The sequence below is a fragment of the Vibrio sp. 10N.261.54.A5 genome (genome assembly GCF_041471145.1).
Taxonomy (GTDB): Bacteria; Pseudomonadota; Gammaproteobacteria; order Enterobacterales; family Vibrionaceae; genus Vibrio; species Vibrio crassostreae_C.
Window position 1 is genome coordinate 40,054 of the sequence record NZ_JBFRNU010000060.1, and the last position, 14,309, is coordinate 54,362.

Genomic DNA, 14,309 nt, shown 5'->3' on the forward strand with positions numbered 1-14,309 from the left:
CTAAGTGCACTAATAGCTCTTATATACAAAGAGACAGACACAAAAAAGCCAGCTTAATTGCTGGCTTTTACACATCTATTGGTCTGCAAATACAGGTTTCGCTTTTCGATTAAAGAACCGCAGCGATACCTTTACATAGAGGACCCATGTTTGACTTAGTCATACCAGCAACACTGATACGGCCAGAACCAACAATGTAGATTGCGAATTCGTCTTTTAGGCGAGTTACTTGCTCTTTGCTTAGACCTGAGAACGAGAACATGCCATTTTGACGTTCGATGAACGTGAAGTCTGCATCAACACCTTCAGATTTCAGTGTCGTTACGAATAGTTCACGCATCTCTTGGATACGGTCACGCATTTCTGCCACTTCTGCTTCCCATTCAGCACGTAGATCAGCATCACCAAGGATGTGAGTAACGACAGCACTGCCGTGGGCTGGTGGGTTAGAGTAGATAGAGCGGATAATGCTCTTAACTTGAGAGAATGCTGTCGTTGCTACGTCTGCTGATTCAGCAACCAGAGTGAATGCACCAACACGCTCGTTGTACAAGCCGAAGTTCTTAGAGAACGAGCTAGCAACAAGGATCTCTTTGTTGTATTGAGCAAAAATACGTAGGCCAGCAGCATCTTCTTCAACGCCTTTTGCAAAACCTTGGTAAGCAAAATCGAATAGAGGCAGCAGTTTCTTCTCAGCAACCAATTTAGCCAGTACTTCCCACTCTTCAGTTGTTGGGTCGATACCTGTTGGGTTGTGACAGCAGCCGTGAAGAAGAACGATATCGCCTTCAGAAGCTTTCTCTAGGTCAGCAACCATGCCAGCGAAGTCTTTGTCTTTAGTTTCAGCGTTGTAGTAGCTGTATTGAGCAGTTTCGATCCCCGCAGCTGCGAAAACGCCGTTGTGGTTAGCCCAAGTTGGGTTACTGATCCAGATTTTCACTTCGCCCAGTTGGCGCTTGATGAATTCACCCGCTACGCGAAGTGCACCTGTACCACCTGGAGCTTGTGCTGTTTTAGCGCGTTGAGATGCAACGATCTCTGCGTCTGAACCGAAAAGAAGTTTCTGAACTGCTAGACCGTATTCAGCTGTACCTTCAATCGTTAGGTAAGATTTGGTTTTTTCGTTTTCAAGAAGTGCAGCTTCTGCTTTCTTTACTGTTTTAAGTACTGGTGTTTGACCATCTTCATTTTTGTAGATGCCAACGCCAAGGTTGATTTTCTCTGCACGAGAGTCTTTTTTAAACTCTTCAGTAAGGCCGAGGATAGGATCGGCGGGAGCAGCTAACACTTTTTCAAACATAATCTTCATCCATGTCAATTGAGAGGGGATAGTATCTATGGGTAGTTATACCTGTATGGAATTTTTAAGACAATACGAAGTGAACAGAAAGACCAAAAAAAATCTATTTCAATCAGATTTATTGACTAAAGAGGATATTTGATAACAAAACACCCTACGGATTAACCTATAGGGTGCAAGAAGTTAGTGGATTTTGAATAGATTACGCTGGTTGAGCAATAAAGCTTTCGCGCTCGAGTTCACTCGCTACATTTTTGCCATCTTTGTAGGTCGCAGCAATTGAAACAAACGCTTGTTCGACGACCAGAAAAGCTTGGACAACTTGCGGATCAAAATGCGTCCCATTGCCCTCTAAGATGATCTGTTTAGCTTGTTCATGAGTAAAGGCTGGCTTGTAGACTCGCTTCGAGATGAGCGCATCATAAACATCAGCTAATGCCATTAAACGGCCAGATAACGGGATATCTTCACCAGACAACTGATTAGGATAACCACTGCCATTCCATTTCTCGTGGTGAGTCAGAGATATCTCCTTTGCGACTCTTAAGAAAGAGCTACTTCCCAACTGCTTTTCTGCAATAGATAACGCTTCAGCCCCAATCGCGGGGTGACCTTTCATTATCTCAAACTCTTCGTCCGTCAATTTGCCCGGCTTCAATAACACACTATCAGGAACACCTACTTTGCCCACGTCGTGCAAAGGCGCAGATTTGTAGAGCAACTCGATGTAGTTTGGTGTTAACAAGCTTGAGTGGGTTTCTGATTTGCTGAGCTCTTGTGCGAGCACCTTGACGTACTCTTGAGTTCTTAGGATATGTGCGCCCGTTTCATTGTCTCGAGATTCAGCCAATGCCGATAAGCTCACAATGGCCACGTCACGTGTGGTTTTGACTTCGTTTTGCGCGGTTTCAAGGCTATCAAGCATGGTATTGGTCATAGATGCCATTGAGCCAAGCTCGTTGTAGCCGAAAATAGGTAAGCGAACGCCTTGCTCGCCATTGGTGACTTTGTTTAATGCGTGCTCTTGGCTTAGGAGAATACGCTTAATTAGCTTGCTCCAAAGCGTCATGATGGTTATCGCGTAGCCACCCAGTACCACAGCCAAATAAATAAACTCTTTGATCACGCTGATCTTGCCGGTGCCATCCAATAAGCGGTCAGGGTTATGTTCTAACCAGAAGATGTCTTTGACAGCAATCATCGTCAACATAGTCGTCAGTGTTACCAGAAGCACGATAACCAAGCCTATCATCTGCTTGACCAGTGAACTTCTTTCACCAACCAGTTGGAAGTCGAATTGTCCAGTCGTCTCCATTTTATCCATTTGGCTGAGCTTGGCATTCAATTGAAGAATGGTTCCGGTAAAGAAGCCGAATAGACTCATGCCAAACAGCACCTTCAAATTACTATCTATGGTGAATTCATAGCTTAAGTTGTAGTAGAGCGCGAAAGGCACACTTGCAGCAAAAAATAGCAGGGTATCGAGTTGCGCGAATCGGCCTTGCTTGACCAAGGTATGTTGCGCCAATGGGTAACGACGTGCGAGCCATAATAAGATAAACACAATACTGACTTGTGTGAAAATCTCTAACGTCGTTAAGCTATCGAGCATAGGGCACACCCGACTGCCATAGGTGCCAAACAGCACGCCAGCAATGACGTATAACTTAGTCGTTAGCGATTGATTGTAATTTGAAGTATCCATCGGTAAGCCTTTGTTCTCATTCTTATTAGATTTACGCATTCATTGATTCACGACTTTAGAATTTCGAATGATTAGTATAACTGACGTGAATAAGGCCGGAAATTCTATCGATAGCTTTCGTGGATTGATACAAGAAACTGGTTTGTGTTAGAGATTTGTTAGCTAGGTGGGGGTTATTGCAGCATTTTTATGAAGATACTTGAATAGCCCCGGTCGAGGGTCGAGGCTATTCAGTCTGTGTATTGGGTTAGAATCGCGCGTGATTGAGTTCGCTATCTACTTTACCCCGTTACTTTTTGAGATTGATTTCAGCTTCGATTGAGCCGGTTTCAATCTCAGGGTGAGACGCTAGTTTGTCTGCAGCCCATTGGTTGATGTGTTTCAGAATAGCAGACACCGCGTGTTTTTCCGTTGGTGCTTGGTCTTGTTCGACATCGATCTTTTGCTTTGGATGTGAGCCTGTCGCATCTTCAGCAATATGGAGCCAATCTGGGTGCCAGTAATATGGCTGACCGCTCGGTGTTGTCCAACTGTGAACACCGTTTGACTCTCCTTTATAACTTAATTGGTCTGCTTCTATTTTTTTCATTGTTATCTCGCATGTTTTTGGGTTACATCAAATTATTGAGGTAGAAAGCCAACTTAGCTCCTACCTTGGGTACAAACTTAGCAAAGCTTACAAAGTTATCTGTGAATTAATTCACACTATTGTGGAAATTAGGTGCGATCATATGGATAGCAGCAATAGTTGTTGGCGTAAGTGATAAAATCACCGGCTCACAGAATTTCTCTAGGTAGTACAATTAGATGGCGCGTTATGAAGAGCTTGCAAAGGATATTCGAACTCAGATAGCCAACAATACGTGGCGATCCGGAGAGAAGATCCCTTCGGTACGCATGAGTTGTCGAAATTACAACGTCAGCAACAGTACTGTCTTACAAGCCTACCAGTTGCTAGAAAGCGAAGGGAGGATCATCGCTAAACCTCAGTCGGGCTACTTTGTAGCGCCAAGGTTGGACGGCGTTGATTACGCACAGCCACTCGTTAGTGAAAAGAAAGCCATTAATGACCGCTTATTTGATTTCTTGAAGTCGAGTTCAGCCGAAGGTGTGATTCCTTTCGGCTCTGCATTCCCAGATCCCGACCTTTTCCCGTTACCTACCTTGACTCGAAACCTTGCCAGCGCGGGTAGGAAGATGACTGGCGCGAGTGTGATAAATAATTTACCACCGGGCAGTGAGTCCTTGAGAAGGCAAATCGCACAGCGTTATCTGCAGCAAGGGATCACGGTTAATCATCAAGACATCGTGATTACGTCGGGTGCTATGGAAGCGCTCAACTTGAGCCTGCAAACGGTCACCAAGTCGGGTGATAACGTCGTGATTGAGTCTCCCGCATTCTATGGTGCTCTGCAGGCTGTCGAGAGGCTCGGGCTTAACCCTATCGAAGTGGACGTTTGCCCAATCAATGGGTTGAATATAGAGCAGTTTGAAAACGCGCTACAAAACCAAGATGTTAAAGCGTGTTGGCTGATGACGACTTTTCAAAACCCAACGGGAACCAGTTTGTCGGAACAGGCAAAGCGCCGTGTGGTAGAGATTGCAGAACAGCATGGAACCTACATTATTGAAGATGACGTGTATGGCGATCTTTATTACGAAGGGCATAAGCCGAAGCCACTAAAGGCCTTCGATAAGACCGATTCCGTCTTGCTTTGTGGGTCGTATTCAAAAAGTTTGTGTCCTGGTTATCGAGTAGGGTGGGTTGTGAACACGCGTTTTAACGACGCGATTCAAAAGTTACAGCTTCTTTCTACGTTATCGAGTAGCGCTCCTGTTCAACTTGGTGTCGCTCATTTCTTAACGCATGAAAGCTACGACAATCACCTTCGTAAACTGCGTAAAAACCTTGTCGTCAGGAAAGAGCGATTTATCGATGTCATTAAGCAGTACTTTCCGCATTCAATAGAGATTGAAGAGCCGGCTGGTGGTTACTTGATATGGATTCGCTTTTCTGAAAAATTCGACAGCCAACAGTTTCATCAACTGGCTATCGAACAAGGTATTAGCGTTGCATCTGGCGATCTGTTTAGTGAGCATGGCAGAGTGGATAACGCGATACGATTGAACTTCTCTTATGAACTGACAGAAGAGAAAGAACAGGCGCTCATCTGGCTTGGCAAACTGGCACATCAACTTACGCACTCGTAAAACCTTAAGTCCCTCATAAAAAAGACAATCATTCCAACTGTACGGGTTGTTTGTGGGGTAACTGTACGCCTAATTGACCAAAGAGTTGTGATTCAATAACGGTAGACCAAATATTGGAGATACCGTTATGTTGAAAATGACTATGGGAAATGAAGTTAAGCTGATTATTGTCGCTATTGTGTGTGCGCTTCTGCTTATTCTCGGCCACGTACTGCTGGCAAAAGCATTCGCTGATATGGCGTGGGCGGAATACACCACTGCCGCGATCCCATTCGTTATGATGGCAATTTGCGGTCTTGCAATAAAATACGCTATCGACCAAGATGTGGATTAGCTTTTGAAATAATGAGTCTCAGATAGTGGCACGCAGAAGCATCTGGACTCGTTTTATTCCGAACATAAAAAAACCTCCGCAAGTGCGGAGGTTTTTGTTTGTTCTTAACTTTTAATATCGAATAGGTTTCGAATTAGAAGTTTGCAGAGCGTGGTGTACGTGGGAATGGAATCACGTCACGAACGTTACCCATACCTGTTACGTAAGATACTAGACGCTCGAAACCAAGACCGAAACCAGCGTGTGGCACTGTACCGTATTTACGTAGGTCGCGGTACCAGCTCATGTGCTCAGGGTCGATACCCATAGCAATCATACGCTCGTCTAGAATGTCTAGACGCTCTTCACGTTGTGCACCACCGATGATTTCACCGATGCCTGGTGCAAGTACGTCCATTGCTGCAACTGTTTTGCCGTCGTCGTTTAAGCGCATGTAGAAAGCTTTGATGTCTTTCGGGTAGTTCTTAACAATAACAGGTGCTTTGAAGTGCTCTTCAGCTAGGTAACGCTCATGCTCAGAAGACATGTCGATGCCCCACTCAACGTCAAACTCAAATTTCTTACCAGAGTCTAGTAGGATTTGGATTGCGTCAGTGTAGTCAACTTGTGCGAAATCAGCGTCTACGAATTGCTCTAGACGAGTAATTGCTTGCTTGTCGATGCGAGAAGCGAAGAACTCAAGGTCGTCGCGGCGCTCTTCAAGAACAGCAGCGAAAACGTACTTAAGCATGTCTTCAGCCAGTTTCGCTACATCGTTAAGGTCTGCAAACGCAACTTCAGGCTCAACCATCCAGAACTCAGCTAGGTGGCGGCTTGTGTTTGAGTTTTCAGCACGGAACGTAGGACCGAACGTGTAAACCTTGCTTAGTGCACAAGCATAAGCTTCAGCATTAAGTTGGCCAGATACTGTTAGGAACGTCTCTTTACCGAAAAAATCTTCGTTGAAGTCTACGTCGCCTTTTTCAGTGCGTGGTAGGTTTTCCATGTCTAGCGTAGAAACACGGAACATTTCACCAGCGCCTTCTGCATCAGATGCAGTAATAAGCGGAGCAGAAGTCCAGAAGAAACCTTGCTCGTGGTAGAAACGGTGAATCGCTTGAGATAGACAGTTACGTACACGTGCTACTGCGCCAATCACGTTTGTACGTGGACGTAGGTGAGCAACTTCACGAAGGTACTCGATAGAGTGACGCGTCTTAGCCATTGGGTAAGTGTCAGCGTCTTCAACCCAGCCTACAACTTTAACGTCAGTTGCTGCTAGTTCGAAGTCTTGACCTTTCGCCGGAGACTCAACAATCTTACCCGTTACTTCAACAGAGCAGCCAGTTGTTAGCTTTAATACTTCGTTTTCGTAATTATTAAGATTATTAGGAACCACGGCCTGAATCGGGTCGAAACAAGAGCCGTCATAAATGGCAAGGAAAGAGATTCCAGCTTTGGAATCACGACGTGAACGGATCCAGCCGCGAACAGTTACTTCACTGTCTACCGCTAGCTTGCCGCCAAGTACGTCTGTTACAGGCGCGTAAGTCATGTTGATTTCATTCTCCATTGAGGGACAAATTCAACTCAAAGTCTCTGGCATTGCTGCAAATAAAAATACATTTGCACAATAATTAGCCGAAACATTAAGTTGTATAAACTTTTTAAATCGATTGAACATATTACCTGTCATACCGACAGCTTCAACCTTTATTCTTGCTTGGTGAAAGAAATATTGTGTCTACTGACGATAAATAGGTTTGAGGGTGTGTTTTTTGTTCGATCTTAGCGTCAGCCTTACCTTTCACCCTATGTGAGCTGCTGAACGAGCATGGCGTAATCGAAACCTTTGTTTTCAATAATGGGAGTGTGATTGTGTTGAGACTCACTCTACATTGGCGCGGATTCAGTCATTTTGGACTTGATCACCTTCTTAATTTCCCACTAAAACAACAAGAGGAGTTTAATATCTACGTGTTAATTACGCCGCCTTAACCCCTGCATTCTCTCTACACCCGCACTTTTCGAGCGCTCGCTCATTCAAGAAAAACAGTCGATCAAATTATGTCTCAACAAGGCAGGACTGGCTGTACAAGCAAAAGAGAATTACATGCTTAATTATTTAAAAAAACACTGGTTATCAAACGTTAAAGGAGATTCATTATCTGGGATTGTGGTTGCACTCGCATTGATCCCTGAAGCCATCGCATTTTCAATTATTGCAGGCGTTGACCCTAAAGTAGGGCTCTATGCCTCGTTCTGTATTTGTGTCGTCACTGCTTTGGTTGGCAGTCGTCCGGGAATGATTTCCGGTGCAACAGGCGCTATGGCGCTACTAATGGTCACTTTAGTGAGAGAGCACGGACTAGAATATCTACTCGCCGCTTCATTTCTAGCTGGCGTCATTCAGATCGCAGCTGGTTATCTCAAGCTTGGTAACCTGATGAATTTCGTTTCCAAATCGGTGATTACTGGATTTGTTAACGCGCTCGCCATTCTAATTTTCATGGCCCAACTTCCTGAATTAATCAACGTCCCTTCAAGCGTTTACGTGTTAGTCGCTTTGGGTTTGGCGATCATTTATCTGCTTCCTTATTTCCCCAAGTTTGGTCGCGCAATACCTTCTCCACTGGTCGCGATTGTTACCCTGACAATCATTAGTTTGCTCTTCGGCTTAGATGTGAGAACGATTGGCGATATGGGCAAGCTTCCCGATTCACTGCCTGTGTTCTTGATTCCTAATATTCCATTCACGTTTGAGACGCTTGCAACCATCCTGCCATATTCGATTGCTCTGTCTCTGGTTGGCTTGTTGGAATCCTTGATGACAGCGACCATAGTCGATGACCTGACTGATACTGAAAGCAATAAAAACAATGAGTGTAAAGGGCAGGGCGTTGCGAACATCGTGGCTTCCCTTTTTGGTGGAATGGCGGGCTGCGCAATGATCGGTCAGTCGATCATTAACATCAAATCAGGTGGCTTAACCCGATTGTCCAGCATGATCGCTGGGGTGGTTTTGTTGCTAATGGTGGTGTTTGTTTCTGATTGGTTGAAGCTGATACCGATGGCCGCTTTAGTGTCTGTGATGATCATGGTTTCTATCGGCACATTCTCATGGCGTTCCATTGTTGAGCTTAAAGATCACACACTGCCAACCAATGTAACCATGCTAGCAACCGTGGCGGTGGTGGTGTTTACTCATAATTTAGCAATAGGTGTTGCGGTTGGCGTGGTGCTGTCGGCTCTGTTTTATGCACATGCCAGCAAATCCATGGTGTTTATATCCGATGAAGTCGTGACAAACGAAATGCACACCATTCACCGAGTAAAAGGCCATGTCTTCTTTGCTTCGTCAGATGCGTTTGTCGACTTATTTGATTATGACAACGCGACCTCTTTAGTGACCATCGATATATCGGATGCGTCATTCTTAGATAATACCTCGGTCGAGGCGCTTGATAAGGTTGTGTTCAAGTTCCGTAAAAAAGGGGCTTACGTTGAAGTGTCAGGAATGGATAGCGTGAGTGCGAACCTGATAGTCAAACACGCGATGTATCACAAGCATAAAGACTTAACCGCGGTTTCCATTACGCACTAATCTTGGTTTAAGGTACTTTTAAAGCCTGAAAGCCTGAAAGCCTGAAAGCCTGAAAGCCTGAACTAGACATTGTTATGAAGTTAAAGCGCTCATTGTTGAGCGCTTTTTTGTTGGCGATCTATGACTTCTTCTTTGTACTCGACAAAGTAAACTGATTAATCAGCGATTCAAGATGATCAGATAGCTCTTCTAAGTCATTGCTGATGTTGCGAGTTTCAGCCGCGGATTGCGATGTGTTGTTGGCGTGAGAGGTGATGGTTTCAACCTTTTGTTGAACATCTTGAGTCGCTTGTGTGGTGGATTGCGTTTGCTGCTGAATATTCTGTGCGTGAGCCAGCACCTGTTTCATCTCTTCGACCACACCATTCATTTCAATTGAAAGTGCGTCGATATCGGTTGAGCTTTGATGGGCTTGTTCGCAAACGCGATCGGCAGAAGTCAGCGACTCTTCGCTGCCTTGCTGGAACTGATGAATGATTGACTCAATACTGCCTGTTGCTTCAGCGGTTCGTGATGCAAGATGGCGAACTTCATCAGCCACCACCGCAAACCCACGACCTTGTTCTCCCGCACGTGCCGCTTCAATTGCTGCATTCAAGGCCAGAAGATTGGTTTGGTCAGCAATGCCACGAATCACACTCAATATTGAAGAGACCTCTCCGGTTTGCTCATTGAGTGTCAGTATTTTGTGTTTCACTTCTTCTATGCTGCTAACGAGGTTTTTTATCTCACTGCTTGCTTCGTGTGCTTGGTTGGCACTCTTACACGCCACATCAGCGGTGTGATTGATAAGCTCTGAAGCTGTTAAAGTCGCTTGTTCTACATTGACTTGCTGTGCCTGTATTCCTTCGACATTGTGTTGCACTTCTGCGGTTTCGCTTTGCTGGTCGCTGGCGGCTTGCTCGGTAATTTGCGCGACACTAGTCAGTTGGTTGGCAGACGCATTTAACTTGTGCGAGGTGCTTTGTACCTTTTCTAAGCTGTCAGATACGGTTCCCATGAACGAGTTGATGGAGTTAGCCAGCGTGCCAATCTCATCCTTGCTTTGTTCCGGCAGGCGAGTGGATAGGTTTTTATCGTTGCTGACTTGGGTCATAAAGCGAGAAGTCTGTTGCAGCGGGCGCACGATAATCTTACGAATTAATCCCATCGTAAGGACAAATCCGGCAAACGAGATCACTGCCATAATGCCAATAGCAGCCATGGTTTGAGTGTTAATCAGCGAGTTAACATGGTTAAGGTTAAATTCGAGACGAATCGCACCCAAGACTTCACCTTCTGGTGCCATATGACAGGCGACACAATTGGTTCCTCGGTAATCTTCACTCGACTTCATTGGCAGAGCAATAACCAAGCCTTTGCCCCAATCAGCAGAAAAAGGTTCGATAACGGTTTCGCCCGCTAGCGCTCGTTTATCAATATCGTCAACCGGTGTTTGGTTGTCATTACCTGGGCCATATAACTTGCTGACAGCGTCGGCGCGTAAAACACGAACGTCTTCAATGCCTTCTTGAGCCAGTGCTTTCTGACGAAGGGTCTCTTTTTGTGCCATGGTGCCGGTGAGCATCATCATATTGAGGCTATCGAAGTAGTTACTTGCTTTGTCGTGAAGCTGCTCACTTAGCACTGAGTTTACAAGTTGCTTTTGTTGCGAATATTGGAAATAGGTCGATATTGCCAGCAAAAAGGTGAACACGATGGCGAGGGCCACTAGGATTTTAAAGGTGATTGTTGAGCGCATAAGGTGTTTGTTTTTATTAATTATAATGACGCAAATACTGTACTAGTAAGAATTCTTACCACCTATGGGGTATAACGAATTGTGTGACCACACTCCGGTTGTGGTTATGCTTCTGTGATGTAGCAAGTTTGTGCGGAACCTGGTGTTGAAATGGAACGCGCTTCAAGCTCCTCGCTGTTCTTAAAACAGACTGTTGTTTTGGGAAAATTGAAGTGCAGCATCGAGTTTTGATTGTGCTGATAATTAGAAAAGCCTAGGTTGTTAATTAGCTCGATGTATTTGTCCGCTTGTCTTTTATCAATAAAGACTATTGTTTTAGACGACTTAGTGGTCAATTTATATCCAAATGGTTGTTTTGTTCAATTTAATAGCAAAAATTGTGGTTATAGCGTTGTGTTTCGAGGCTCATTCGATAAGATGAAAAGACCTCTATGATAGAGGTAGGGCAGCAACGGATACGCTGCTTCAAATACTATGGAATGTGACTTATTGGACACATACATGAAATTCAAGATTACATCACCGATTATTGAACCTACGGAAGGTTCACCACATCAGTTAATGCTTACTCACGCTTCTCGTTTTACCTCTTTTAAGACAAGCTCCCCTTTGAACGCCCTGTTCGACAACGTCTCTGCACGCTTCTTTACCGCTTATCGCTCCTATTGTTATTCGTTTTATAACTTTATTTCTATCTGAACTCCTTTGTCATCCGCTCGATGAACGAAGACTCACATCTATAAAAACTAAACAAATAAGTTAAAAACAATGAATATTAAAATGATGGGTAGCTCCCTAATTATCGCTGGTACCGCTCTCGGTGCTGGTATGCTTGCGATCCCAATGGTATTAGCTCAATTCGGATTGCTTTACGGCACACTGCTTATGGTACTGATCTGTTTCGGTACGACTTACGCAGCATTACTACTTCTAGAAGCGACCATCAAAGCGGGTGGCGGTCTAGGATTAAACTCTATTGCCCGAAAAACCTTGGGTAAACAAGGTCAGTTGCTTACCAACGGCTTGCTATACGCGTTGTTGATTTGCCTATTAATGGCTTACATTCTGGGCGCAGGTGACTTGCTGAGTAAGTTACTGTCTAACTTTGGCGTCGAAATTACCGCGACTACCAGCCAAACCGTGTTTACCTTGCTTGCTGGCGCAGTAGTCGCAAGTGGTACTGGTGTGATTGATAAGCTCAATCGAGCATTGTTCTTCGTGATGCTTGCTAGTTTGTTTGCAACCATGGCCTTCTTAGCGCCGAGCATGACTCAAGAAAACTTGATGCAGGTAACCAGCCATGACCACGTTGACCTAATCAAAACCAGTGCCATCCTGTTTACGAGCTTTGGCTTTATGGTGGTGATTCCAACCTTGGTTTCTTACAACCACGAAGCGACAGACAAACAGCTGCGTAACATGGTGATCATCGGTTCTCTGATCCCATTAGTGTGTTACTTGTGTTGGTTGTTTGCGGTAGTGGGCAACTTGAGTGAAGAGCAATTCAGAAGCTTTGAGAACGTATCAGATTTGATGGCGGCGTTTGAGGCTCAGTCTCCTTGGGTGGGTAACGTTCTGTCTACCTTCACGGGCTTGGCGTTGTTGACCTCTTTCTTTGGTGTGGCGATGGCGTTGTTCAACCAGAACAAAGACATGTTCAACCAAAATACAGCGGTAACGTACTGCATTAGCTTTATCTTGCCGTTGGCTGGTTCATTGCTTGCGGCAGACAAGTTCCTACAAGTACTGAATTACGCAGGTATCATCTTGGTGTTCCTAGCGGTGTTTGTTCCTCTGGTTATGGTCCACAAACAGCGTTTCATGAAAGTTGCTGATGACCGATACCGAGCAGAAGGTGGCAGCGCAATGATGTTGTTCTCACTGCTGTTTGGTTGCTTCCTGCTTATCTCACAAGTGATCTAGTTCTTTGGTCCATTATCTAAGATGCGAATCGAGCATCTTAGATATAAGTGGCCGGAATTCAGATACAAAAAAGGAACGCATCGGCGTTCCTTTTTATTATCTGCTGATTAAAAACAGATTGATTCAAAGGCTATCAACAAACAACCTTAACAGCCAAACCACCTTGAGAAGTCTCACGGTATTTAGCGTTCATGTCTTTACCTGTTTCTAGCATTGTTTCGATAACTTTATCTAGAGAAACAGTAGGAGCAGAAGAACGACGAAGTGCCATACGAGTCGAGTTGATTGCTTTAACTGCAGCAATACCGTTACGCTCGATACATGGTACTTGTACTTGGCCAGCAACTGGGTCACATGTTAGACCTAGGTTGTGCTCCATGCCGATTTCTGCAGCCATACATACTTGCTCAGGGCTACCACCCATAAGCTCAGCAAGACCAGCAGCAGCCATAGAACATGCCACACCAACTTCACCCTGACAGCCAACTTCAGCACCAGAGATAGAAGCGTTACGCTTGTAAAGACCACCGATCGCGCCAGACGCTGCGAAGTAACGGATGTAATCTTTCTCTGTCACTGTTTGGATGAATTTATCGTAGTAAGCCAATACAGCAGGGATGATGCCACATGCGCCGTTTGTTGGTGCCGTTACTACACGACCGCCAGCTGCATTTTCTTCGTTTACTGCGAAAGCAAACATGTTTACCCAGTCAACAACCGACATTGGATCATTGGTTGTTTTTTCTGAAGTCATTAGCTGTTGGCGAAGTGCTGCTGCACGACGAGGTACACGTAGTGGACCAGGCAGGATACCTTCAGTATTCATACCGCGATCCATACACTCACGCATAGTTTTCCAGATGTTAGCGAAGTAAGTGCGAGACTCTTCGTCTGAGTGGAACGCTGCTTGGTTTTTCATAACCAGTGTACTGATAGAAAGACCGCTTTCTTTGCACTGATTAACCAGCTCTTCAGCTGTTGTGAATTCGTAAGGTGCTTTGATTGGGTTTTCTTCTTCTTTGCCGAAGTTCTCTTCGTCAACGATGAAACCGCCACCAATTGAGTAGTACGTTTTTGAGTATGCAACTTCGTCACCAACCCATGCATGAATGCTCATGCCGTTCTCGTGTAGAGAAAGGTTGCTAGTGTGGAAGTTCATACCGCCATCGCGTGGGAACGATACTGTATGACAGTGCATGCCAACAGGAAGGCGCTCAGTTTCTTCTACGCGAGCAATGAAGCCAGCAATAGAATCGATATCAACACGCTCAGGAGTATTGCCAGCAAGACCCATGATGATTGCGATATCTGTGTGGTGACCTTTCCCTGTCAGTGATAGTGATCCATATACGTCCACGGTGATTTTAGTGATGTCGCGCAATTTTCCCATTGAACGTAGGTCATCAATAAATTCTTTACCCGCTTTCATTGGTCCAACTGTGTGTGAGCTCGATGGACCAACACCGATTTTATAGATATCAAATACACTAATCATAGCGATTACCTCAAAAA

Annotated in this window: 10 protein-coding genes; 4 read left to right on the plus strand and 6 right to left on the minus strand. The window is 44.9% G+C overall.

Going from position 1 to position 14,309, the window contains the following annotated elements:
- Nucleotides 1–109: 109 nt before the first annotated feature.
- From AB4329_RS18545 to AB4329_RS18555, 3 genes are all read right to left on the minus strand, one after another.
- Nucleotides 110–1,300, minus strand: coding sequence for an amino acid aminotransferase (locus AB4329_RS18545; protein WP_017065416.1), 1,191 nt, complete (start codon nt 1,298–1,300; stop codon nt 110–112).
- A 202-nt stretch (nt 1,301–1,502) separates the two neighbouring features.
- Nucleotides 1,503–3,044, minus strand: a complete 1,542-nt coding sequence (locus AB4329_RS18550; RefSeq protein ID WP_371725315.1) for an HD-GYP domain-containing protein — start codon at nt 3,042–3,044, stop codon at nt 1,503–1,505.
- A gap of 250 nt (nt 3,045–3,294) precedes the next feature.
- Nucleotides 3,295–3,594: a hypothetical protein gene (locus AB4329_RS18555; RefSeq protein ID WP_017060414.1), complete on the minus strand. Its 300-nt coding sequence runs from the start codon at nt 3,592–3,594 to the stop codon at nt 3,295–3,297.
- Between the two features lie 218 nt (nt 3,595–3,812).
- Between AB4329_RS18555 and AB4329_RS18560 the strand changes: the two genes are divergently transcribed.
- Both AB4329_RS18560 and AB4329_RS18565 read left to right on the plus strand, forming a co-directional pair.
- A complete protein-coding gene (locus tag AB4329_RS18560) occupies nt 3,813–5,216 on the plus strand; it encodes a PLP-dependent aminotransferase family protein (protein WP_371725314.1) in 1,404 nt (467 codons plus the stop codon).
- Nucleotides 5,217–5,343: 127 nt separating this feature from the next.
- On the plus strand, nt 5,344–5,550 hold the full coding sequence (locus AB4329_RS18565; RefSeq protein ID WP_004734707.1) for a hypothetical protein: 207 nt from the start codon (nt 5,344–5,346) through the stop codon (nt 5,548–5,550).
- A gap of 133 nt (nt 5,551–5,683) precedes the next feature.
- On the opposite strand, the gene asnS is transcribed toward AB4329_RS18565, so the two are convergent.
- Complete coding sequence (gene asnS / locus AB4329_RS18570) at nt 5,684–7,084, minus strand: asparagine--tRNA ligase (RefSeq protein ID WP_017060416.1); 1,401 nt, start codon at nt 7,082–7,084, stop codon at nt 5,684–5,686.
- Nucleotides 7,085–7,642: 558 nt separating this feature from the next.
- On the opposite strand from asnS, the gene AB4329_RS18575 reads away from it, so the two are divergent.
- Complete coding sequence (locus AB4329_RS18575; protein ID WP_017068770.1) at nt 7,643–9,133, plus strand: SulP family inorganic anion transporter; 1,491 nt, start codon at nt 7,643–7,645, stop codon at nt 9,131–9,133.
- 118 nt (nt 9,134–9,251) lie between these two features.
- On the opposite strand, the gene AB4329_RS18580 is transcribed toward AB4329_RS18575, so the two are convergent.
- On the minus strand, nt 9,252–10,874 hold the full coding sequence (locus tag AB4329_RS18580; protein ID WP_372074216.1) for a methyl-accepting chemotaxis protein: 1,623 nt from the start codon (nt 10,872–10,874) through the stop codon (nt 9,252–9,254).
- 780 nt (nt 10,875–11,654) lie between these two features.
- On the opposite strand from AB4329_RS18580, the gene AB4329_RS18585 reads away from it, so the two are divergent.
- Nucleotides 11,655–12,797: an amino acid permease gene (locus tag AB4329_RS18585; protein ID WP_017060419.1), complete on the plus strand. Its 1,143-nt coding sequence runs from the start codon at nt 11,655–11,657 to the stop codon at nt 12,795–12,797.
- A 133-nt stretch (nt 12,798–12,930) separates the two neighbouring features.
- Here AB4329_RS18585 and AB4329_RS18590 read toward each other — a convergent pair whose 3' ends face one another.
- Nucleotides 12,931–14,292: an L-serine ammonia-lyase gene (locus tag AB4329_RS18590; protein ID WP_017060420.1), complete on the minus strand. Its 1,362-nt coding sequence runs from the start codon at nt 14,290–14,292 to the stop codon at nt 12,931–12,933.
- Between the last annotated feature and the right edge of the window lie 17 nt (nt 14,293–14,309).